Annotated in this window: 20 protein-coding genes and 1 pseudogene; 8 read left to right on the forward strand and 13 right to left on the reverse strand. The window is 68.7% G+C overall.

All coding sequences use genetic code 11. The annotated features are described in order from the left end of the window. Positions 1 to 6: 6 nt before the first annotated feature. The 6 genes from PV766_RS03370 to PV766_RS03395 form a co-directional block, all read right to left on the reverse strand. Positions 7 to 645 carry a hypothetical protein gene (locus tag PV766_RS03370; protein ID WP_421096393.1) on the reverse strand — a complete coding sequence of 213 codons (639 nt, stop codon included), beginning with the start codon at positions 643 to 645 and terminating at the stop codon, positions 7 to 9. After that, positions 642 to 1,259 (reverse strand): hypothetical protein, encoded by a 618-nt coding sequence (locus PV766_RS03375; protein WP_421096394.1) that lies wholly within the window; start codon positions 1,257 to 1,259, stop codon positions 642 to 644. Before PV766_RS03375 ends, PV766_RS03370 begins: the two co-directional genes overlap by 4 nt. Continuing rightward, positions 1,256 to 2,011 (reverse strand): ABC transporter ATP-binding protein, encoded by a 756-nt coding sequence (locus tag PV766_RS03380; protein WP_421096395.1) that lies wholly within the window; start codon positions 2,009 to 2,011, stop codon positions 1,256 to 1,258. Before PV766_RS03380 ends, PV766_RS03375 begins: the two co-directional genes overlap by 4 nt. Next, positions 2,004 to 3,098 carry a FecCD family ABC transporter permease gene (locus PV766_RS03385; RefSeq protein WP_421096396.1) on the reverse strand — a complete coding sequence of 365 codons (1,095 nt, stop codon included), beginning with the start codon at positions 3,096 to 3,098 and terminating at the stop codon, positions 2,004 to 2,006. Before PV766_RS03385 ends, PV766_RS03380 begins: the two co-directional genes overlap by 8 nt. After that, the gene (locus tag PV766_RS03390; protein WP_241384268.1) at positions 3,079 to 4,224 is read right to left on the reverse strand and encodes an ABC transporter substrate-binding protein; all 1,146 of its coding nucleotides are present in this window, start codon (positions 4,222 to 4,224) and stop codon (positions 3,079 to 3,081) included. Before PV766_RS03390 ends, PV766_RS03385 begins: the two co-directional genes overlap by 20 nt. 157 nt (positions 4,225 to 4,381) lie before the next feature. Then, on the reverse strand, positions 4,382 to 6,115 hold the full coding sequence (locus tag PV766_RS03395; RefSeq protein WP_421096397.1) for a proline--tRNA ligase: 1,734 nt from the start codon (positions 6,113 to 6,115) through the stop codon (positions 4,382 to 4,384). Positions 6,116 to 6,168: 53 nt separating this feature from the next. Here PV766_RS03395 and yaaA point away from each other — a divergent pair, with 53 nt between their 5' ends. Then, entirely contained in the window at positions 6,169 to 6,912 is a 744-nt protein-coding gene (gene yaaA / locus PV766_RS03400; RefSeq protein WP_421096398.1) for a peroxide stress protein YaaA, read from the forward strand. On the opposite strand, the gene PV766_RS03405 is transcribed toward yaaA, so the two are convergent. The 4 genes from PV766_RS03405 to mqo form a co-directional block, all read right to left on the reverse strand. Continuing rightward, on the reverse strand, positions 6,905 to 7,987 hold the full coding sequence (locus PV766_RS03405; RefSeq protein WP_421096399.1) for an FUSC family protein: 1,083 nt from the start codon (positions 7,985 to 7,987) through the stop codon (positions 6,905 to 6,907). The two genes, yaaA and PV766_RS03405, sit on opposite strands and share 8 nt — an antisense overlap. A 72-nt stretch (positions 7,988 to 8,059) precedes the next feature. Then, on the reverse strand, positions 8,060 to 9,481 hold the full coding sequence (locus PV766_RS03410) for an MFS transporter (protein ID WP_421096486.1): 1,422 nt from the start codon (positions 9,479 to 9,481) through the stop codon (positions 8,060 to 8,062). Positions 9,482 to 9,540: 59 nt separating this feature from the next. Beyond that, a complete protein-coding gene (gene cobA / locus PV766_RS03415) occupies positions 9,541 to 10,803 on the reverse strand; it encodes a uroporphyrinogen-III C-methyltransferase (protein ID WP_421096400.1) in 1,263 nt (420 codons plus the stop codon). 99 nt (positions 10,804 to 10,902) lie between these two features. Beyond that, the gene (gene mqo / locus PV766_RS03420) at positions 10,903 to 12,429 is read right to left on the reverse strand and encodes a malate dehydrogenase (quinone) (RefSeq protein ID WP_084421580.1); all 1,527 of its coding nucleotides are present in this window, start codon (positions 12,427 to 12,429) and stop codon (positions 10,903 to 10,905) included. A gap of 186 nt (positions 12,430 to 12,615) precedes the next feature. On the opposite strand from mqo, the gene PV766_RS03425 reads away from it, so the two are divergent. Both PV766_RS03425 and mtr read left to right on the forward strand, forming a co-directional pair. Next, the gene (locus PV766_RS03425; protein ID WP_421096401.1) at positions 12,616 to 13,713 is read left to right on the forward strand and encodes an alpha/beta hydrolase; all 1,098 of its coding nucleotides are present in this window, start codon (positions 12,616 to 12,618) and stop codon (positions 13,711 to 13,713) included. Further along, positions 13,710 to 15,083: a mycothione reductase gene (gene mtr, locus PV766_RS03430; RefSeq protein WP_421096402.1), complete on the forward strand. Its 1,374-nt coding sequence runs from the start codon at positions 13,710 to 13,712 to the stop codon at positions 15,081 to 15,083. The genes PV766_RS03425 and mtr overlap by 4 nt, the downstream gene beginning before the upstream one ends. 76 nt (positions 15,084 to 15,159) lie before the next feature. Here the strand turns inward: mtr and PV766_RS03435 are convergent, their stop codons facing one another. Continuing rightward, the gene (locus tag PV766_RS03435) at positions 15,160 to 15,726 is read right to left on the reverse strand and encodes an alpha/beta fold hydrolase (RefSeq protein WP_064063386.1); all 567 of its coding nucleotides are present in this window, start codon (positions 15,724 to 15,726) and stop codon (positions 15,160 to 15,162) included. 121 nt (positions 15,727 to 15,847) lie between these two features. On the opposite strand from PV766_RS03435, the gene PV766_RS03440 reads away from it, so the two are divergent. Genes PV766_RS03440 through PV766_RS03450 form a run of 3 tightly spaced genes read left to right on the forward strand, consistent with a single transcriptional unit; the run spans position 15,848 to position 17,840 of the window. Further along, positions 15,848 to 16,207 (forward strand): GntR family transcriptional regulator, encoded by a 360-nt coding sequence (locus PV766_RS03440; RefSeq protein WP_129976908.1) that lies wholly within the window; start codon positions 15,848 to 15,850, stop codon positions 16,205 to 16,207. Next, complete coding sequence (locus PV766_RS03445) at positions 16,204 to 17,109, forward strand: ABC transporter ATP-binding protein (protein WP_129976600.1); 906 nt, start codon at positions 16,204 to 16,206, stop codon at positions 17,107 to 17,109. The genes PV766_RS03440 and PV766_RS03445 overlap by 4 nt, the downstream gene beginning before the upstream one ends. Continuing rightward, positions 17,106 to 17,840, forward strand: a complete 735-nt coding sequence (locus PV766_RS03450; RefSeq protein WP_016933170.1) for a hypothetical protein — start codon at positions 17,106 to 17,108, stop codon at positions 17,838 to 17,840. The genes PV766_RS03445 and PV766_RS03450 overlap by 4 nt, the downstream gene beginning before the upstream one ends. A 4-nt stretch (positions 17,841 to 17,844) precedes the next feature. Here PV766_RS03450 and map read toward each other — a convergent pair whose 3' ends face one another. Together map and PV766_RS03460 are read right to left on the reverse strand one after the other, a co-directional pair. Next, positions 17,845 to 18,702, reverse strand: a complete 858-nt coding sequence (gene map / locus PV766_RS03455) for a type I methionyl aminopeptidase (RefSeq protein ID WP_026003066.1) — start codon at positions 18,700 to 18,702, stop codon at positions 17,845 to 17,847. Positions 18,703 to 18,767: 65 nt separating this feature from the next. After that, complete coding sequence (locus tag PV766_RS03460; RefSeq protein WP_421096403.1) at positions 18,768 to 20,411, reverse strand: AMP-binding protein; 1,644 nt, start codon at positions 20,409 to 20,411, stop codon at positions 18,768 to 18,770. A gap of 106 nt (positions 20,412 to 20,517) precedes the next feature. Between PV766_RS03460 and PV766_RS03465 the strand changes: the two genes are divergently transcribed. After that, positions 20,518 to 21,381, forward strand: coding sequence for a LuxR C-terminal-related transcriptional regulator (locus PV766_RS03465; protein WP_084421578.1), 864 nt, complete (start codon positions 20,518 to 20,520; stop codon positions 21,379 to 21,381). Between the two features lie 50 nt (positions 21,382 to 21,431). Beyond that, positions 21,432 to 22,804 (forward strand): annotated as a pseudogene (locus PV766_RS03470) (APC family permease). Positions 22,805 to 22,807: the final 3 nt, after the last annotated feature.

Below are 22,807 nucleotides of genomic sequence, written 5' to 3' on the forward strand. Positions count from 1 at the left end.
CGCGTCCTATCCTCTCGTGGCCCAGTGCAGGGCCGAGTACAGCAATCGGGTGGCACCGGGCATGAATCCCGAACCGTGGTGGTAGACCGGATCCATCGTGGTCACCAGCAGGCGGCCGCGGTGGTTGGTCTCGTCGACGAACAGGATCGAACCGTCCCGTTCGCCGTTGGGGGTGTTCAGATCCGCCAGACTCACTGCACCGGGCGGGGGCTGGAGCACGCCGTGGTAGTGCCAGATCACCGAGCGGTCGGAGAAGAATCCCCAGGCCGGATGGTCCGGTGCCTGCAGTCGCACCCGGTGGTCCTCACCGGTGCGCCACCACCAGAAGATGGTCGGCCGCGGCTGTTCGGGCACTCCCAGCCAGTCCTGGACGTGGTTCTCACCGAAGACGACGACCGTCGCGCCTCGTTCCAGGGCATCCTTCACCGCCGCTGCCCATCCGGACAGCAGGTCCGGCCGCAACCGGTCGGCGACGACCACGACATCGGAGCCTGCGATGTCCTCGGGTACGCCGGTGCGGGCGTGCACCGCGCGCATCCGGTAGGGCGCGAGGGCGGGGTCGGCCAGTGTCGCCAGGTGACTGTGGCTGCCGCCGTGCAGGAAGGCGACCGCCGGTGCCGGGTTCGTTCGGGTCGCTCGGCTCATCGGCCCTCCAGCCAGTCGAGGATCTGCGTACGAAGATGCGCGGTGCCCCGGTGCTCACCGGCGAACTGCAGCAGGTCGTTGCCGCCGTGCACGAGGACCCGTCCCCGGCCGAGTCGGTACTCGTAGTCGATCGGCGCGTGGGTACGTCCGAGGGTGTGCACCACCTGTGCGCCGTCGGGCATGTCGAGATAGCATCCGCGGCCGTAGAAACCGGCCACGCCGATGCGTTCGAGTTCCTCGAAGGGCACCGGCTCCCGGCGACCGCTGTTGTACAGCAAGGCCTTCGGATCGATCCCGGCCCAGACCGGATGCTCGTTCACCCGGCTCAAGGCGAGATCCGAGGGGTTGCGGAATTCGAGCTTGCGCCACCGTGTGAGGCCGGTGAGAAAGATCCGCTGGACGTGACCGTTGATCAGAACTCTGCCGCCTCGGGCGACGAACGCGTCGAGCACGTCGCGGTTGTCGAACAGATATTCCTGATCGACGTCGCCGGTGAAGTAGATTCCGGTGACCGCGGGCCCGCACGCGGACGGCAGGTCGTAGACGTCGATCTCACGGAAGCCGTCGACCAGCGCACCGTCGCGCGGCGCCATCACCGCTTTCAGGACGCTCATGCGATCCCCCTTCCGAAATCCGGAACCGTCAGCCGCCGAAGTGCACTCGGTGTCGCGACGTCGGCGGTGACGATCGGCACGCCGTACATCTCACTGAGCAACTCGTCGCCGAGCAGCTCCCGGGTGGCACCGACCCGCTGGTCGTCAGCGGAGACCATGAGCATCGAACGCTCGGCGATGTGCAGGGCGTGATCGGGATGATGGGTCGTCATGACCACGGCCATCCCGTCGTCGGCCAGGCCGCGCAGAACGGTGAGCACACGTGCCTGGTTCCGCAGGTCGAGGGCGGAGGCCGGCTCGTCGAGCACGATCGTGTCGCAGCCGGACACCAGGGCCCGGGCGATGAGGACGAGCTGCCGTTCGCCCCCGCTCAGACCGCCGTAATCGCGAGTGGCCAGATGCAGGATGCCGACGCGACCGAGTGCGTCCAGAGCGGCGTCACGGTCGGCATTCGTGGGGCTGCTGTAGATGCGCACCTTGCGGGCGCGTCCCATGAGCACGATGTCGAACACGGTGAACGAGAACGCCACCGCATGACTCTGCGGCACGTATCCGATGGTGCCCGAGGACGTGACGGTCCCGGTGACCGGTGTGAGCAGGCCGGACAGACACTTGAGCATCGTCGTCTTGCCGCGCGCGTTCGGCCCGAGCACAGCGAGAACCTCACCGGCGCACGCGGTGACCGTGACGTCCTCGAAGATCCACGGCCCCTTGGCCGAGTACCGGAACGAGATGGATTTCGCGTCAAGCATCGCTACCCCACAGTCGGGTTCGGTTGCGGATCAGCAGGGCGACGAAGAATGGCGCACCGATGATCGCGGTGAGGATGCCGATCGGGATCTCGGCGGTGCTGAGCACGCGCGACAGGGTGTCGATGGCGGTGAGATAGGCGGCGCCGAGCAGCGCGCTGACGGGCAGCACCATCCGGTTGTCGGTGCCGATCATCATGCGCACCAGGTGCGGCACGACCAGGCCCACCCATCCGATGACACCCGAGACCGCCACCGCAGCGGCGGTGATCATCGCGACGCAGCCGAGCAGCAGCAGCCGCAGGCGTTGCGGGCGCAGACCGAGAGCGACGGCGTCCTCGTCTCCCATCGACAGGATGTTCAGGCGCCAGCGCAGCGCGAGTACCACGAGGGCGGGCAGAAGGATCGGCACCGCGGCGATCGCGAGTTTCCCGTAGCCGGCGGTGGCGAGAGATCCCATGAGCCAGAAGACGATCGACGGCAGTTCACTGTAGGGATCGGCGATATAGGTGATGAACGAGACCATCGCCTGGAACATCGCGCCCACGACGGTCCCGCCGAGGATGATCATGAGCAGTGGTGCTCCCGGGACGGCCCGCGCGATCGCGAGGACCAGAAGCAGAGCGATCACACCGCCGACGAAAGCGCCTCCGACGAGGGTGATTCCGCCGAGCCCGACGAGCAGCACCAGCACGCCTCCGAAGGAGGCACCGGAGGACACTCCCAGGATCTGCGCGCTCGCGAGGGGGTTGCGGAAGACCCCCTGCATCACGGCGCCGGTGAGCGCCAGTCCGGCACCGATCAGGATGGACAGCAGCACGCGAGGCAGACGGACGTCGAGGACGACCGTGCTCTCCTGCTGCGTCCAGGTCTCGCGGAGCGGAAGGATCTGGCCTGCGAGCAGTCGGACGATCTCGTTCGGGGGAACGAAATAGCGTCCCACCGCGAGGGCGACGAGGGCGACCACCACGAGCAGCGCGGTGAAGCCTGCGATGATCAGCGGATTACGGCCCCACTTCACCGGCCGGGGCGCCGGGATCGGCGCCCCGGGGGCAGAGGGGGCTGCCGAGTCAACGTGCGAACTGGTCATAGCTCGCGGCGTCCCGGTTCAGGTCGAAGCGCAGCACCTGGTCGATCTCGTCCTCGGAGATCTCGTAGGCGAACAGGTCGTCGAAGGCCGCGCGGATGTCGTCGCGGAACTCACCGGTCTGCTCCTGCGGGTAGAGGATGCGGAACATCCACTCCCACATCAGGGGCGACTCGGCGCTCGGGACCTGCCAGCGGTAACCGCCGAGCGGGGTCTTGTAGACGCGGCCGTTCTGCACCGCGCTCACACCGGCGAGTCGCGGGTCGGCGTAGATGTCGGCCGGGGTGCTCTGGTCGAAGCCGCTGAGCATGATGACCTCGGGGTCCCAGGCGAGGATCTGCTCGGGGCTGACCTGGCCGGAATCCGAGACGAACCCTTCGGTGACGAGATCGGCCCCGACGAGGTCGAACTGGAAACCGTCGTATCCGGTGGCGCTCGTCGTGCTGTAGGCGTCGCCGTTGCGCGAGAGGATCATCGCGCGCGGTCGCGGGGCGTCCTGTCCGGCGACCTTCTCGCGCATCTCCTCGATCTCGGCGCGCTGCCAGGCGACGAGTTCCTCACCACGCTCGGGCTTGCCTGCGATCTGCGCGAACAGCGTGATCCACGCTTCCAGGTCCTCCTGCGTGCCGTATTCGAGTCCGACCACGGGGAAACCGGCGGACTCGATGGGTTCGACGACGTCGGGACCACGATCGCCCCACTGGACGACGACGTCGGGGTCGAGTTCGAGCAGCGTCTCGACGTTGGGCACGAAGTCGCTTCCGGCCACGGTGGTCGACTCGGCCGATGCCGGGAACATGGTGGCGAACATGCCGCCCTGGTTCGCGACGAGTGTGGACTGGTTGATGCCGACGATACGGTCGTAGCTCCGGTCGACCGCCGCGAAGATAGAGGGGGCGGGCATGACGGTGAAGGCCACCTTCTCGGCAGGGCCGTCGAGGGTGATCGTCTCGCCTCGCTGGTCGACGATCGTGACGGCGTCACCCGCGGTCGATGCGCCGGCCTCCTGGGTGTCGCGACTCGAGCATCCGGCCGTGAAGGCGAGAGCACCGATGAGTCCCGCGGCGACCCACCGGGACGACGACGCCACGCCCCGCTGCCGCATCTCCCGCCGCACCGTCGATCTCATATCCACCATCCGTTTCTGTCGTGACAGACCACAAGAACGGAATGAGGTTAGCGTTACCTATGCGCCGCCGGTATTGCCGCCTTCGCGCAGATGCAGCGATGCCCCCGCACAGAGCGTGCGAGGGCACCGGCAGACAGGGGTCAGCGAGAGACAGGGGTCAGCGGGAAAGGATGCGCTGGACGACCTCACCGATCGGCAGCTCCTCGGCCTCGCCGGAGAAGCGGTCGCGAACCTCGACCTTGCCGTCGGCGAATCCACGGCCGACCACGACGACCAGCGGCATGCCCAGCAGTTCGGAATCCTTGAACTTGACGCCGGGCGACGCCTTACGGTCGTCGAGCAGGACCTCCACCCCCGCGTTGGACAGTTCCTCGGCGAGATTCTCTGCCCCCTCGCGCGCCTGCTCGTCCTTGTTCGCGATCACCAGGTGCACGTCGAACGGGGCGATCTCCGCCGGCCACCGCAGGCCCTTCTCGTCGTGCTGCTGCTCGGCGATCACCGCAACGAGGCGGGAGACCCCGACGCCGTAGGAGCCCATCGTGGGGCGCACCGGCTTGCCGTTCTCCCCGAGCACGTCCACCGCGAAGGCATCGGTGTACTTGCGGCCGAGCTGGAAGACGTGGCCGATCTCGATTCCGCGGGCGGAGACGAGTGCACCGGCTCCGTCGGGCGACGGATCGCCGTCGCGCACCTCGGCGGCCTCGATCGTTCCGTCCGGCGTGAAGTCGCGACCCGCGACCAGACCGAAGACGTGCTTGCCCTGCTCGTCGGCACCGGTGATCCAGCTGGTGCCGTCCACCACCCGCGGATCGACGAGATAGCGGACACCGTTGGCGAGCAGCGCCTTCGGACCGATGTAGCCCTTGACGAGGAACGGGTTCGCCGCGAAATCCGCTTCGGTGAGCAGTTCGACCTCGGCGGGTTCGAGCGACGCCTCGAGACGCTTGTCGTCGACCTCGCGGTCGCCGGGGACACCGATGCCGAGCAGCTCCCAGTCGCCACCGGGCCGGCGGACCTTGACCAGGACGTTCTTGAGCGTCTCGGCCGCGGTGACCTCACGCCCGAGGATCGTCGAGGCCGCCGCGACGAGCGTGTCGATCGTCGGGGTGTCGGGGGTGTCGTGCACGACCGCCTCGGGCTGTCCGTCGATCGGCAGCGGTTCGGGCACGAGGGTCTTCACCGCTTCGACGTTCGCCGCATAACCGGATTCGAGGCATCGCACGTAGGTGTCCTCGCCCGCGGGCGAGTCGGCGAGGAACTCTTCGGAGGCACTGCCGCCCATCGCGCCGGAGGTGGCCGAGACGATCACGTACTCGACCCCGAGGCGCGTGAAGATGCGTTCGTAGGCGTCGCGGTGCGCCCGGTAGGACTCGGCGAGCCCTTCGTCGGTGAGGTCGAAGCTGTACGAATCCTTCATCACGAACTCGCGGCCACGCAGGATGCCGGCGCGGGGACGTTCCTCGTCGCGGTATTTCGTCTGGATCTGGTACAGCGTGACGGGGAAGTCCTTGTACGAGTTGTATTCACCCTTGACGGTGAGCGCGAACATCTCCTCGTGGGTGGGCCCGAGAAGGTAATCGCCGCCCTTACGGTCCTGCAGCCGGAACAGACTGTCGCCGTATTCCGTCCAGCGGTTGGTGGTCTCGTAGGCGTCGCGCGGCAGCAGCGCCGGCAGGACGATCTCCTGCGCACCGATGGAATTCATCTCCTCGCGCACGACCCGCTCGACCTGCCGCAGCACCCGCAGCCCCAGAGGCAGCCACGAATACACACCGGGCGCGATACGTCGCACGTATCCGGCTCGGACCAGCAACTTGTGGCTGGCGACCTCGGCGTCGGCCGGGTCGTCTCGGAGGGTGCGGAGGAACAGGTGCGACATGCGGGTGATCACGACCGTGCAGCCTACCGTGGCCACCTTCCGCGACGTCGGTACGGTTACCGGTTGTGCTGGTGCTTCTCCCCCCTTCCGAAACCAAGTCCGACGGCGGCGACGGCGGACCGCTCGATCTTGCCGACCTGTCGATGCCGGAGCTGACCGAGACGCGGGAGATGCTCGTGCAGGCGCTCGTCGACCTCGCCGACGATCCCGAGGAGTCGAGCCGCGCGCTCGGGCTGGGCGCCAAGGGAGCCGACGAGATCGAACGCAACGCGAAGCTGTGGGTCTCCCCTACCCGTCCGGCACTCGAGCGCTACACCGGGGTGCTGTACGACGCGCTCGACGCGGCGACATTCACGAAGACCCAGCGGGACAAGGCCTGTCGGCGTCTGGGGATCGGTTCGGCACTGTTCGGCGCCGTGCGGGCCGCCGATCCGATACCCGCCTACCGCCTGTCGGGAGGCTCGAAACTGCCCGGATTCGGCACACTCAAGACCGTCTGGCGAGCCGAACTCACCGAGGCACTGGTCGCCGACGCCGACGGTGACCTCGTGGTGGACCTCCGCTCCGGTGTCTACCAGCAACTCGGTCCCGTCCCGGGTGCGGTCACCGCCACGGTGTTCACCGAGCAGCCGGACGGCACCCGCAAGGTCGTCAGCCACTTCAACAAGCACCACAAGGGCCTGCTCGCCCGCGCCCTCGTCCTCACGCGGGCGGAACCGGGCGACATCTCATCCCTCGCGCGGGTCGCATCGAAGGCCGGGCTGCGCGTCGAGGTGGAGTCGCCCACCGAGCTGGTCGTGCTCACCTGACCTCGAGTCCCATCGCGGCGACGATGCGACGGGCCGAGTGCAGGACGGCGCCGAGCCGCGCCGTGAGAACCATGTCGCCCGACTCGATGGCGAACCGTTCGAGATCCGTGAGATTCCGGCGGCACGCCCCGTCGGGATCGACTTCCCGACCCGCCCCCACAGCCTCGATCATCCCGGCCAGTGCGTCGAGCACCGCGGCCACCGCCGACCGCACGTCCCGGCGGTCGAACTCCGCGAACTCGTCCCCGAGCACCGGATCCAGGGCGTGCGCGAGTTCCTCGACCGCGCTCGACACCGACGACAGGTCGTCGAGCGTCCGGTCCCAGCGACGCGCCCGTTCGCCGGCGCGGGCCGCGGCGGGGCGAGGATTCAACCTGGCGCTCTCGTGCGCCCACCGCGATTCGTCGAAGGCACGCTGGACGAAGCTGTGGATGCCGCGCGCACGCTGAACCCAGTCGCGGGACCCCGACGATTCCTCGCGGCATCCGGTGGCCATGTCCCGGAGCAGGTCGCGCAGCTCGCCGGTGAGCTCGGTGCCCTCCTTGCCCGCCGAGTACACGGGCGGGAAGACCAGTGCGGTCACCGCGACGCCGACCGCTGCCCCGATCATCGTCTCGAGGAGGCGTTCGCTCAGCAGGACGGGACTGTCCGAGGCGCCGGTGGCGATCACCAGCAGCGCCGTGATCGCAACCCAGATGCCACTGGACTCGAACCGTCGCCAGCGTCCCGCGAAGTAGCCGACGGCCACCGCCATGCCGATCGCCGCGGTCGTCGACTCCACGAGCCGCGTCACGACGACCGCGACCAGCAGCCCCGCGACGACCGCCCCGATCTGCACCGCCGCCTGCCGGAGCGAGCGGACGAGCGTGGCCTCGACGAGGAAGACCGCGACGTAGGGCGCGAGGAACGCCTGCTGGAAATGGAACACCTCGGTGACGAGGAGCCACGCCAGGACCGCAGCGAGCGTCGACCTGAACGCCTGGAGGGCGACGTACCGCTCGTGCCCGGCCTCGCGTACGGCCCGGACGATCCACGATCCGACGAATCTGCCCCGTTCGAGAACACCGACCTGCATGGGCGTCGGGTACCCGGCGTTCGCGCGTGGCAGGCGTGAACAAACTCATCCGCCGCGCCGACGGTCCCGGGATCAGGACGTCTGCGCGGCCTTCTCGGCTTCCTGCGCCTGGGCGACCTCTTCGGGGGTGAAGCGGATGAACAGAGCCGCGATACCGGCGATCACCGCGCAGACGGCGCAGCCGACCAGCGCGAACATGTAACCCTCGCCCTGGGCTACGAGCTGGGCGTCGGTCATGTCGGCGACGGCCCCCGAGACACCGCCGAGCGACATCGTCCGCGAGGTGGCCATCGCACCGATCACACCGAGGCCGACCGGACCTCCGAGGGTCTGTGCGACCTGCGCGATCGCCGAGAGCGGTCCGATCTCGTGCGGACCCACCCCGGAGATCGCGCACAGCGGCAGCGGGACGACGGCCAGTCCGACGCCGAAACCGACGACGAGCACCAGCACGAACAGGGTCGGGACGTAGCGGACGCTACCGTCCATCGTCGATCCGTAGAGCAGGCTCACCGTCATGATCACCGAGCCGGTGACCACCAGCCAGCGGGGTTCGATCCGCGCGACCATCTTCGACGACACCGCGGCGGCGCCTCCGAGACCGAAGGCGAACGGCACGAACGCCAGGCCCGCGGAGAGTGGGCTGTAGCCGAGAATGTCCTGTACGAACAGGGCGACGAAGGCCGCGAGGCTGAACATCACCGCACCCGCGAAGAAGATCGCCACGAAGGTCGCGACGCGGTCCTTGTTCCGGAACAGCACGAACGGCAACAGCGGGTTCTCGGCCCGCCGCTCGACGAGCAGGAACAGTCCCAGCAGCACGAAGCCCGCGGCGACAGCACCGATCACCGGAAGGCTCGACCAGCCGAGTTCGGGGCCCTCGGTGAGACCGAAGACCAGACCGGTGCAGCCGAGCGTCGCGAGGATCGCGCCGGGAACGTCGAGCGCGAGGCGTTCGGACGCGGTCTCACGCAGCGCGATCGCGGCGAGCACGACGATGAGCACACCGATGGGGACGTTGATGAGGAAGATCCAGCGCCACGACACCTGTGTGAGGGCGCCACCGAGGATGAGTCCCGCGATGGACCCGACGCCGGTCATGGCGGCGAAGACCGCGATGGCGCGGTTGCGTGCCGGGCCTGCGGCGAAGGTCGTCGCAACGAGCGCGAGAGCGGTCGGGGACGCGACCGCGGCCCCGACACCCTGCAGGGCGCGGGCGCCGATGAGCATCGCTTCGCCGGTCGCCAGCCCGCACAGAAGGGACGCCAGGGTGAACAGGCCGACCCCGCCCATGAACATGCGTTTGCGCCCGTAACTGTCGCCCAGGCGGCCGCCGAGGAGCATCAGTCCGCCGAACGCGAGGGCGTACGAGGTGAGGACCCAGTTGCGACCCGAATCCGACAGTCCCAGATCGCTCTGCAGCGGAGCGAGCGCGAGATTCGCGACCGTTCCGTCGAGAACGACCATCAACTGGAGACCGCTGAGGACCAGCATGGCCAGAGCGACCGCGCGGGTGGCCGACGGATGCGAGGTGGCTGACACGTGTTCCAACGTTACCCACCGTCCGAGTCGGAGCCGGTCCGCGGATCGAGTCCGAACCCGGCCACCGGCCCGATCACGATGATCGCGGGCGGGCGCACGCCCTCGTCGCGGACGCGGTGCGCGACGGTCGACAGATCGGCACGCACCACGCGCTGACTGCGCAGTGTTCCCTCCTGCACGACGATCACCGGGGTGTCTGCGGGACGTCCGCCGGCGATCAGGGCATCGGCGAACCGGTCGATGCGTTCGACAGCCATGAGCAGGACCAGGGTGCCCCGCAACTTCGCGAGCGCGTCCCAGTCGGTGAGCGAGTCGGGATGTCCCGGCGCGACGTGTCCGCTGACGACGACGAACTCGTGGGTGACGCCGCGATGGGTGACGGGGATGCCTGCCGCGGAGGGCACGGAGATCGCGCTGGTGATGCCCGGGACGACGGTGACAGGAATCCCGGCCGCAGTGCAGGCCTCGAGCTCCTCGTAGCCGCGACCGAAGACGTACGGGTCGCCGCCCTTGAGCCGGACGACGAACTTGCCGGCCCTCGCACGGTCGATCAGGGTCTCGTTGATCATCTGCTGGGCCATCGCCCGTCCGTACGGGAGCTTCGCGGCGTCGATCACCTCGACGTGATGATCGAGTTCCGCGAGCAGTTCCTGCGGTGCGAGGTGGTCGGCGACCACGACGTCGGCGCGGGCGAGGAGCCTGCGGCCACGGACGGTGATGAGATCGGGATCGCCGGGACCGCCGCCCACGAGAGCCACGCCGACCGGCTTCGGTCCGGCGTCGGCGAACTCCGTGACGGTCGCTCCGGCGAGAGCGTCGCGGATCGAGGTGCGCACGGCGGCGGACCTACGGTGGTCGCCTCCGGCGAGGACACCGACTGCGAGGCCTTCGTACCGGGCGGTGGCGGGAGTGACGGCACTGCCGTGGCGGGCGTTGTCGGCGCGGACGCAGAAGATCCTGTTGCGTTCGGCCTCTGCGACGACGGCCGCGTTGGTCTCGGGCTCGTCGGTACAGGCCATGGCGTACCACGCGCCGTCGAGATCCCCGTCGCGGTAGTCGCGCAGGTCGAGCGTGATGCGGCCTTTCGTCGCCATGCTCTCGACCACGGGGGTCGCGGCCCGGGTGACGACGTGGACGCGGGCGCCGGACGCGACGAGCAGGCCGAGACGCCGCTGCGCGACGCTGCCCCCTCCGACGATCACGACGCGGCGTCCGCGGAGATCGAGTCCGACCAGGTAGCTGGTCTCGTCCTCTGCGGCAGCGGGCACGGGCATCTCCCCATCTCTCGTGTCGCGGCGAATCCGCCGGTCGGACCCACCGTCAGGACACCTGTGGCCCGGGCATCGCCTCGGGCCACAGGTGCGGTGATCGGATCAGACCGCGGCGGCCTCGACGGGCGCCTCGGCCACGGTGTCGGAGACGACGTCGAGCTGGAGCGACCTCGTGCTGTGGTCCCACACCTGACGGAACAGGTCGGGGTTGTCGGACAGCCTGACGCCGAGGGACGGGACCATCTCGCGGAGCTTGGACTGCCAACCCGCCCACTGCTGCGGGAAGCACCGCTCGAGCACGTCGAGCATGGCCGGGACCGCCGTCGAGGCACCCGGCGACGCACCGAGCAGGCCGGCGATCGAACCGTCGCCCGCATTGACGACGGCGGTACCGAACTCGAGGACGCCGCCCGCACCCTTGCGGCGGATGACCTGCACCCGCTGGCCGGCGACGATGAGCTCCCAGTCCTCGAGACGCGCTTCGGGAACGAACTCGGCGAGGGTGCCGATGCGGTCGGCGGGCGACTGCATCAGCTCACCGACGAGGTACTTGACGAGGCCGAGTTCGGTGACACCGACGCCGAGCATCGACATCAGGTTGCCGGGCTTGACCGACTTGGGCAGGTCCATGATGCCGCCCTGCTTGAGGAACTTGGGCGACCACCCGGCGTAGGGGCCGAACAGCAGACCCTGCTTGCCGCCGATCACGCGCGTGTCGAGGTGCGGAACCGACATCGGAGGGGCGCCGACCGCGGCCTTGCCGTAGACCTTCGCGCTGTGCTGCGCGATGACCTCGGGGTTGGTGCAGCGCAGGAAGGCACCGGAGACGGGGAAGCCGCCGAAGCCCTTGATCTCCTTGATGCCCGACTTCTGCAGCAGGTGAAGTGCACCGCCACCCGCGCCGACGAAGACGAACTTCGCCTGGACCTTGCGTGACTCGCCGGTGCGGCGATTGCGCACCTTCACGATCCAGCTGCCGTCGGACTGCTTGGCGATGTCGGTGACGTCGTGCCCGAAGAAGACGGAGCCGCCCGAGGCCGCGACGTGGTTGATGAGCTGTTTGGTGAGAGCGCCGAAGTCGACGTCGGTTCCGGTCTGCGTCCAGTTCAGCGCGACCGGATCGGAGAAGTCGCGGCCCTTGCCCATGAGCGGCAGGCGCTCGGTGAAGACCTCGGGGTTCTCGGTGTACTCCATGCCCTCGAAGAGGGGATGGCCGGCGAGAGCGTCGTAGCGGGCACGCAGGTACTTCACGTTCTCGGCGCCGTGCACGAAGCTCACGTGCGGAACCGGGTTGATGAAGTTCTTCGGGTCGGACAGGATGCCGTTGTCGACGGCGTACGCCCAGAACTGCCGCGAGACCTGGAACTGCTCGTTGACGTTCACGGCCTTCGCGATGTCGACCGAACCGTCCGGCTTGCCGGGGGTGTAGTTGAGCTCACACAGCGCGGAGTGGCCCGTACCGGCGTTGTTCCAGGGATCACTGCTCTCGGCCGCCGCGGCGTCGAGACGCTCGAACGCGGTGATCGACCAGTCGGGCTGCACCTGACGCAACAACGCACCGAGGGTTGCGCTCATGATGCCCGCGCCCACGAGCACTACGTCGGTTTTCGCTACTACGTTCTCTGACACTGGGAAATCGACTTCCTTGTCTGGTTCGCACGCGCCGCCGAAATACGGAGGTACCGTCTCGCGTGAGTGTCCCGCAACGCGGCGCGCGAATGCGACCGACAGGTTACCCGCGCGTTGTCCGGCGTTTCATTTCACCTCATTGTGTACCCATGAGCGGTGGTCGGCGAACACACCTAGGGTGTGATAGTGACTACTTGGCGTCCTGACGTCCTCGGAGACGGCTACGAGCAGCTCGACCTGCCACTGGGCACCGACCCCGACGGTGAAGGCGAGATCTCGGCGACCCTGGTGCGCTACCAGCCGGCGATCACCGATCTGCCCGACCGCGCGGTGCTCTACATCCACGGCTTCACCGATTATTTCTTCCAGCAGCACCTCGCCGAGCACTTCGCGGCGCGCGGTTACCGGTTCTTCGCCCTCGACCTGCGCAAGTGCGGTCGCTCACGGGCACCCGGACACACCCCCCACTTCGTCACCGATCTCGCCTACTACGACGCCGAACTCGACGAGGCGCTGAGGGTGGTGCGCAGCGAGGTCGGCGGCGGTGTGCTGCTGGCGGCCCATTCGACGGGCGGGCTGGTGCTGCCGTTGTGGCTCGACCGGCTCGGTCGCCGGCCCGGTGGGCCGGCCGCGGCGGGCATCGTGGGTCTCGTTTTGAACAGCCCCTGGTTCGACCTGCAGGGGCCCTCCTACCTGCGCAATGTGGGTACGACGCTCATCGACGCCGTCGGCCGGCTCCGGCCCCGGGCGCCGATCCCGCTGCCGAAGACCGAGAGCTACGGCCGCAGCCTGCAGAGCGACGGCTGGCGCTACGACCTCGACTGGAAGCCACTCACCGGTTTCCCCATCCGGTTCGGGTGGTTGCGTGCGGTCCGGCGGGGCCATTCCGTACTGCACCGCGGACTCGACATCGGGGTGCCGTCGCTGATCCTGCGGTCCGGAGCCTCGCGTTCCGCTCCGCGGTACGACGCGAGTGTCGACACGGTCGACGCGGTACTCGACGTCCGCCAGATCGCGCGATGGGCGGGTTGCCTCGGGAACCGCACGACGATCGTGCCGATCAACGGTGCCCGCCACGACGTGTTCCTGTCCACCCCCGGCCCGCTCGCGGTGGCCTTCCGGGAATTGGACCTGTGGCTGGAATGGTTGGACGGAGCGGACGAGGCGGAGACCTCCGGTTCCGGCACCGAGGCGGAGACCTCCGGTTCCGGCACCGAGACCGACGACTTCGCCGGCTCCGCCCCCGTTTCCGTACTGCATCGACCCATGGGAGAGCACGCGTGACCCACTACGACCTCGCGATCATCGGCACAGGATCGGGGAATTCGATCCTCGACGAGCGCTACGACGGGATGCGCGTCGCCCTTCTCGAAGAAGGCACCTTCGGTGGCACCTGCCTCAACGTCGGCTGCATCCCCACGAAGATGTACGTCTACGCCGCCGAGGTCGCCCATACGATCCGGAACGCGGCGAAGTACGGCGTCGACGCGTCCGTCGACGGGGTGCGGTGGAACGACATCGTCGACCGCATCTTCGGCCGTATCGATCCGATCGCGGCGGGCGGCGAGCGCTACCGCCGCGAGGACTGCGCGAACGTCACGGTCTACGGCGGGCACGCGCGTTTCGTCGGCGAGCGCCGCATCGACACCGGAACCGGAGAGGTGATCACCGCGGATCAGGTGGTCGTGGCGGCCGGTTCGCGGCCGACGATCCCGCAGGACGTGCTCGACTCCGGTGTGAGATATCACACGAGCGACGACGTCATGCGACTGCCGAAACTGCCCGAATCCCTCGTGATCCTCGGGACCGGCTTCATCGCGATGGAATTCGCCCACGTGTTCTCGGCGCTCGGCACCCGGGTCTCGGTGGTGGCGCGGACCGACCGCCTGCTGCGGCATCTGGACGCCGACGTCTCCCAACGATTCACCGCGCTGGCCGCCGCCAAGTGGGACGTCCACCTCGCCAACCCCGCGCGGGCGTTCCGTCCTGTCGGCGACGGCGTCGAGGTCGAGCTCGCCGACGGCACCGTCGTGAGCGGCGACGCTCTGCTCGTCGCGACGGGCCGGCAGCCGAACGGAGACCTGCTCCACACCGCGGTGGCCGGCATCGAGCTCGACGCGCAGGGCCGCATCGTGGTCGACGAGTTCCAGCGCACGTCCGCGGCGGGGGTCTTCGCGCTCGGTGACGTGTCGTCGCCCTACCAGCTCAAGCACGTCGCCAACCACGAGGCACGGGTCGTGCAGCACAACCTGCTCCGCGGCGCGTGGGGTGGCGACCCCGCGGGTCTGCACCGAACGGACCATCGCTTCGTCCCGTCGGCCGTGTTCACCGATCCGCAGATCGCGACCGTCGGCCTCACCGAGGCCGAGGCCCGGGACGCGGGATACGACATCTCCGTCAAGATCCAGGACTACGGGAACGTCGCCTACGGGTGGGCGATGGAGGACACCGAGGGCTTCTGCAAGCTGATCGCCGATCGGTCCACGGGTCTGCTGCTCGGTGCCCACATCATCGGGTCGCAGGCGTCGACAGTGATCCAGCCGCTCATCCAGGCGATGTCGTTCGGTCTGCCCGCCCGGGAGATGGCGACCGGCCAGTACTGGATCCATCCCGCTCTGCCCGAGCTCGTCGAGAACGCGCTGCTCGGTCTCTGAGCGCTCCCCGGTCTCCGAGCACCCTCGTCAGCGCCGTGTGGCCTGCCGCCCTCCGGGGCCGCAGGCCACACGCGTATCACCAGCTGCCGGTACGCAGCGCGATCGCGGACGCGAAGTCGGTGGGCGCATCGACGGGCACGTTGTCCACTCCGTCGAGTTCGACCACCCGGAACTCCCCCGTCACGTAGCGCATCGACGCGTCGGCCTCGGCGCGACGCGACGAGGTACCGACGACGATCGTGGTGGGGACCTCCGCGGGCGGCGCCGTGGCGTCGCGCACCGTGCCGTCGCGGTCCGGGACCGCGGGATGGCCGCGATCGGCGACCACGAGACTCGCGAAGCGTCCGAATCGTCCTGCGGCGACGGCCCATGCCAGCTCGGCTCCTGCTCCACTGCCCGCCAGGTGCACCCAGGGCAGGGCGAGACCGTCGAGCAGGGCGAAGACGTCACCGGGCGCGAGTCCGTCGATCTTCTCGACCACGATCGTCCGTAGGTCGGAGGTGTGCAGCCGTTCGCACACGACGTCGTACACGTCCGCGTTCTCTCCCGCATCCGGGAAGAGCAGCACCGTGTAACGACTTTCGGGGCCGCCGATCCGTACCTGCACGTCGCCACCGGGCGTGGTCACCGTCCTCGAGTCCATGCGCAAACGCTACATGGCCGCGGTAGGTGCACCGGCTCTTGCCGTATCGACGATCAGGTCCTATGGTTCATTACATGAGTAATGAACCGATGCACCCGCCTTCGGGTTCGGGGGCATCGTGCTGAACGACGAGGGCAAGCCCCTCTTCCGGCAGATCGCCGAGCTCATCGAGAACTCGATCGTCGACGGCAGCCTCGCGGAAGAGACGCAGGTTCCCTCCACGAACGAGCTCGCCGCCTTCCATCGCATCAATCCGGCCACGGCGGCGAAGGGTCTCAACGCCCTGGCAACCGAGGGAATCCTCTACAAGAAGCGAGGAATCGGCATGTTCGTCACCACCGGCGCCCGCGACAAGCTGGTCGCCCGGCGACGGGATCGGTTCGCCCGGCAGTACGTCGTCCCGCTCGTCCTCGAGGCCGGAAAACTCGGAATCGGCATCGACGAGCTCAAGTCCATGCTCGACACACGGGAGCACAGATGACCATCACCTCGCCCGTCGTCCGCGCGCGTCACCTCGGCATGCAGTTCGGTGACGTCGCTGCCCTCACCGACGCCGACTTCACGTTGCACCGGAACACGATCTACGGCCTGCTCGGCCGCAACGGCGCCGGCAAGACCACCCTGATGCAGCTGCTTGCGGGCCACCTGCGTCCCACCACCGGCAGCGTCGAGGTGTTCGGAGCGGATCCGTACGAGAACACCGCCGTACTCCAGCAGCTGTGCTTCGTCGCCGACACCCAGCGTCATCCCGACGACCTGCGGGTCGGGCACGTGCTCGCTTCGGCGGAACTGCTGCTGCCACTGTGGGATCGGGGGTACGCCGAGCGGCTGGCCGAGAGATTCGCGCTGCCCTGCGGCCGCAAGGTCAAGAAGCTCTCCCGCGGCATGAGTTCCGCGCTGGGCATCGTGGTGGGCCTCGCGTCGCGCGCACCGGTGACGATCTTCGACGAGCCGTATCTGGGCCTCGACGCCGTCGCCCGGCAGATGTTCTACGACGAACTGCTGCTCGACTACGCCGAGCGGCCGCGCACCGTCGTGTTGTCGACCCACCTGATCGACGAGGCCGCCGACCTCCTGGAACACGTCCTCGTGCTCGACCGCGGACATCTCGTCGTCGACGAGGACACCGACACGCTGCGCACCCGGGCCGCGCAGGCGACCGGACCGGCGGACGAAGTGGCACGGATCGTCGGCGACAGCACCGTCCTGCACACGGAGGGACTCGGCGGCGTCGCCCGCACGACCTTCCTCCGCAGCGACCCGGACGAACTTCCCCGCACCTCCGGACCGGTGGACGTGCAGCCGATCTCGCTCCAGGACCTCGTGGTCCATCTCCACCGGACATCCGCATCCGCCACCACGAACGAGGAGGCATCGCTGTGACCACCGCGATCCCGCTGCCGGCCCCGATCACCACCGGGCCCGCGCGCGTCCTGTCCGTCGCCCGCCTGCAGCTCGTCTCGTGGCCACTGCTCCTCGCGTGGCCCGTCGGCCTGCTGGTCACCTCGGCCCTCATCCCGTGGGTGATCTTCTCGCTCGTCGACACGGGTGCCGAGTACAACGTCACGGGGAGCGTGCTGTCGGTCTACGGCTTCGTCATCGCGTTCTACCTCCTGGCGATGACCCAGATGTTCTCGTTCGCACTGCGTCTCGGCTCCACCCGATCGCACTACATGCAGTCGATGGTGTGGATCGCCGTGGTCCAGTCCGCGGTGTTCTCGGTCGTCTTCCAGATCCTCTCGGTGCTCGAAGCCGCGACCGGTGGCTGGGGCGTGAACATGCGGATGTTCGGAATCCTGCGTTTCGTCACCGACAGTTCCGTGGTGCAGTTCCTGGGCTTCTTCACCACGATGCTCCTGATCATCGCACTGGCGATGCTCGCCGGCGCCATCCAGCACCGTTGGCGCGCAACGGGTCTGCTGACGGCTACCGCGTCCGTCGTGGTGCTCGGCGGTCTCGTCGCGATCGTCGTGACGTGGACCGGATCGTGGTCGGCGCTGTGGTCGTGGTTCGCCGATGCCGCGCCGACCACGACCCTGGTGGTGCTTCCCGCACTGGTCGCCGCGGTGTGCACGAGCGCGACCTGGTGGGTCGCCCGGAACGCCGCGCCCTAGGTGGTCACGGCAGGGTGAGGATCTCGGCGCCCGTGTCGGTGACGACGATGGTGTGCTCGAACTGCGCGGTCCACTTGCGGTCCTTGGTGACGACCGTCCAGCCGTCGTCCCAGATCTCGTAGTCGGGGGTGCCGAGATTGATCATCGGCTCGATGGTGAACACCATCCCGGGTTCGATGATCGTGTCGATGTCGGGACGGTCGTAGTGCAGGATCACCAGGCCGTTGTGGAAGGTCTCGCCGATGCCGTGGCCGGTGAAGTCGCGGACGACGCCGTAGCCGAAGCGGTTGGCGTAGGACTCGATGACCCGGCCGACGACGTTGAGGGCCCGGCCGGGCCTGACGGCCTTGATGCCCCGCATCGTCGCCTCGCGGGTGCGTTCGACCAGAAGGCGGACCTCCTCGGAGACGTCGCCGGCGAGGAAGGTCGCGTTGGTGTCGCCGTGGACGCCGTCGATGTAGGCGGTGACGTCGATGTTGACGATGTCGCCGTCCTCGACGACGGTCGAGTCGGGGATCCCGTGGCAGATCACCTCGTTGAGCGAGGTGCAGCACGACTTGGTGAAGCCGCGGTAGCCCAGCGTCGACGGGTAGGCGCCGTGATCGCACATGTACTCGTGGGCGACGCGGTCGATCTCGTCGGTGGTCACACCCGGCGCGACGGCCTTACCTGCTTCCACGAGGGCCTGCGCGGCGATCTTCGAGGCGAGTCGCATCTTCTCGATCGTCTCGGGTGTCTGCACCCACGGCTCGTTGCCTTCCTTCGCCGTGGGCTTCCACACGTACTCCGGGCGTTCGATCGACGCGGGCACCTCCCGGACGGGAGTCGGAGTGCCGGGGACGAGCGGAGCGCGGGTAGCCATGCCTTCCAGATTAGCTGCCGCGCCCCGCTCCCCCGTCATCCACCGATCGGGCCGTCATCCACAGATCAGCCGACGGCGCCCGCCTGGCGCAACCTGAACCGCTGGACCTTGCCGCTCGGCGTCTTGGGCAGGTGCGGAACGAAGTGGACGGCGCGCGGGTAGGCGTGCGCGGCGTACTTCTGCTTCACGAGCTTCTGGAGGTCCGCCTCGAGCGCATCGTCGCCGTGGACTCCCTCGCGCAGCACCACGAACGCCTCGAGGACCTCACCGCGCAGCTCGTCCGGCAATCCGACCACTGCGGCCTCGATCACGTCGGGGTGCATCACGAGCACCGATTCGACGTCGAACGGGCCGATGCGGTAACCGGCCATGATGATCACGTCGTCGTCGCGGGACGAGAAGAAGAAGAATCCGTTCTCGTCGACCTTCCCGGCGTCGCCGGTCAGATACCACCGGCCGTCGGCGCTGAACCGTTCGGCGGTCTTCTCGGGAGCGTCGACATACCCGGTGAACCACACCAGCGGGCTCGCGTGCACGTCGATCGCGACGCGGCCGACCTCACCCGGTTCGGCCGGTTCGTCGCTGTCCTCCTGCAGCACCGTGCAGCTCCAGCCCGGCAGGGGCTTGCCCATCGACCGCGGCGGGGTGTCCTCGCGCAACTCGTCCGCCCATGCGTCGACGACGAACATGCCGTGTTCGGTCTGCCCGTACTGGTCGCGCACCACGACGCCGAGGGTCTCCTCGGACCAGGCGAGGACGTCGGGGGTGAGCGGCTCACCGGCCGAGGAGGCGCGGCGCAGCCGGACCCGCGGATGCTCCGCCGTGTCGGCCTTCAGGCTCCGGTAGACGGTCGGGGCCGCCGCGAAGTTGGTGACGCCGAAGGTGTCGAGGATCTTCCAGGTGAGCGCGGGCGAGAAGCCGGCGTGCAGCAGGAGGCTGCGCCGACCGGCGGCGAGCGGCCCGAGCAGCGCGTAGTAGAGCCCGTATGCCCATCCCGGGTCGGCGGCGTTCCAGAAGACGTCGTCCTCGCGCACGTCGAGACCGAACTCCAGGTAGGCGTGGAAGGACGCCAGCGCCTTCACCGGGACGGGAACGCCCTTGGGGGTGCCGGTCGTGCCGGAGGTGAACAGCTGGACCAGCCGTCCGCCCCCACCCACGGCGACCGCCTCGCCTCGGGGGTCGTCGGCCGAATGCGCTGCGAGCAGTTCGCCGAAGTCGCGGGCCCCGCGACCCGATGCGTCGGCATTGCCCTCACCGGCCACGACGACCTGCCACGGCACGTCGGCGGGAAGGTCGGAGCCCGCGGCGAGCTTGCCCGCCTGGTCGCGGTCGGCCACGACCACCTTGGTGCCGCTGGCGTCGAGCCGGAAGGCGATCGCCGGCGCCGCGAAGGCGGTGAACAACGGCACGTGCACCGCGCCGCGACGCCAGATGCCGAGGACCGCGACCACCAGATCGGCGGACTTGCCCATGAGCGTGGCGACGTGGTCGCCGGGTTCGACACCGAGATCCGCCAGCGCCGCGGCGAAGCGCGCCGAACGTTCCCGAAGCTCACCGTAGGTGAGGTCGGTGGAACTCAGATCGGCGTCGATGACGGTGAACGCCACCGCATCGGCGGGGTGGTCGTCGCACAGCAATCGGGCTGCGCAGGCGTCTGCCGTGTCGTACCGCTCGAGCAGTGTCCGCACACGGCTTGCTGTGTCGCGCATCGTGGTCCTTTCGTCCGTACCGGCCGGTATGTCGTCGTCTGTGGGATAGACCCGTTCGACGTCTATGATTCGAGTCACACCGTATTCCCGATACCCCCGGAAAGGGGTGGCGTTCGTGTCGTCCTCCTCGTCGGCGCTCCTGCGTCCCCGCGACGGTGATGCCTTGCGGGGAGAACTCCGCCGCACCGCGGCGCACGCCCAACTGCCCGTGGTCTTCGCCGGTGAGGTACAACAGGGATCGCTGCAACTGAGCGAATTCTTCGGCACCCGCACCAACAGCCTGGCCGGTGTCGTGGTGCCGCCGCGCGCAGGTCTCGGCGGCCGCGTTCTCGCGGAGTCGCGGGTGGTGACGGTGTCGGACTACGGTCGTTCCGCGTCGATCACGCACCACTTCGATCGTCCGGTGCTGTACGAGGGGTTGCGGTCCATCCTCGCCGTGCCCGTGCTCGTCGAAGGGAAGGCCCGCGCCGTGCTGTACGGCGCGGCCCGCGAGTGCGCCCCGGTCGGCGATCGCGCGGTGACGGCGTTCGCGCAGGCGGCAGCACGTCTCGCGCACGAGATCGCGGTGCGCGACGAGGTCGATCGGCGACTCGCGATGCTCGAGCATTCGTCCGGCGACCGCGATCCGGTCGCGACCGCGCAGGTCCGCGAAGTACACGCCGAGCTACGGGTGCTCGCCCAGGGCGCGACCGACCCGGCGCTCCAGGACAAGCTCCGCTCGCTCTCCGACCGGCTCGCCGGAGTGCTCGACGGGACGCAGCCGGAACCGACGGAGGTCGTGCTGTCCCCGCGCGAGACCGACGTGCTGTCCCATGTGGCGCTCGGGTGCAGCAACGCCGAGATCGCCCAGCGCCTGTCGGTCGGTGCCGAGACGGTCAAGAGCTACCTGCGCAGCGCCATGAGCAAGCTCGACGTCCATTCCCGCCACGAGGCCGTCGTCGCGGCGCGTAAGTCGGGGCTGCTGCCCTGAATCCGGCCGGTCCCCCGCCGGCGGACCGGGTGCGCGGAAGGCGGCCTGCGGTGGCCGAGACGACCGACTCACCCCAGCTCGTCCGCGTCCTCGGGTCGGGTCTGCTCCTGCTGTTCGTCATCGGCGCCATCCTGGGCACCGGCATCTACGCCCTCACCGGGGAGGTCGCGAACGAGGTCGGTGGCGTGGTGTAGCTGCCGTTCCTCGTCGCGTTCGCCGTCGCGACGGTGACGGCGTTCAGCTATCTGGAGCTGGTCACGAAGTATCCGCGGGCGGCCGGAGCGGCGCTCTACACGCACAAGGCGTTCGGCGTGCACTTCCTGACCTTCCTGGTGGCGTTCGCCGTGATGTCCTCGGGCATCACCTATGCCACCACGGCTGCGCGGGGGGTTCGCCGCGAACTTTGCCGAGGCCTTCGGACTCGACCTGGCCGGCACGGCCGGGATCACCGTAATCGCGCTGGTCTTCGTCCTCGTCCCGGCGGTGATCAACTTCCGCGGGGTCGGCGAGAGCGTGAAGACCAACGTGGTGCTCACGATGATCGAGTTGGGCGGCCTGCTCATCATCGTCGCGATCGGCATGTGGGCGTTCGGTTTCGGCGGCGGGGACTTCTCGCGTGTGGTCGAGATCGATCCCGGCGACCGGTCCGTCTTCTCCGCGGTGGTCGCGGGGACGGCCCTGGCCTTCTTCGCGATGGTGGAGTTCGAGGATTCGGTGAACATGGCCGAGGAGTGCAAGGAGCCCACCCGGATCTTCCCCCGGATGCTGCTGCTCGGCCTGGGTCTCGCCGCATTGGTGTACGTGCTCGTGTCGATCACCGCGATCGCGCTCGTCCCGCCCGAGGAACTCGGGGCGGGCGAGACGCCCTTACTGCGGGTGGTCGAGGTCGGCGCGCCGGCCTTCCCGGTCGGGACCTTCGCCTTCGTCACGATGTTCGCCGTGGCCAACACCGCGCTGATCAACATGTTGAGGTCGAGCCGCCTGATCTACGGCATCGCGCGCGAGGACGTCCTGCCCGCGGTCCTCGGGCGGGTGCACCCGACCCGCCGCACGCCCTACTGTTGCGATCACGTTCACGACGCTGCTCGCGGTCGGTCTCGTTGTCTTCGTCGGTGGGGTGCCCGAACTCGGGGGTACGACGCCGCTGCTCCTGCTGGGGGTGCTCGCGATCGTCAACGTCGCTGCCCTGGTCCTACGCCGGGACCACGTGGAACACCGGCACTTCCGCGTGCGGACGATCCTTCCGGTGCTCGGGGCGGCCAGTTGCCTGTTCCTCGTCCTGCCGTGGGTCGACCGGCCCGCGACCCAGTACCGGACGGCCGGGGTGCTGCTCGGGATCGGCGTGACGCTGTGGCTGGTGACGCGACTCGCGGGCCGGCGCGACGGCCGGCCCACGAGTACGACCGGTCGTGAGGAGGACTGAATC

The organism is Rhodococcus sp. As11 (assembly GCF_048957735.1).
Classification (GTDB): Bacteria; Actinomycetota; Actinomycetes; order Mycobacteriales; family Mycobacteriaceae; genus Rhodococcus; species Rhodococcus gordoniae.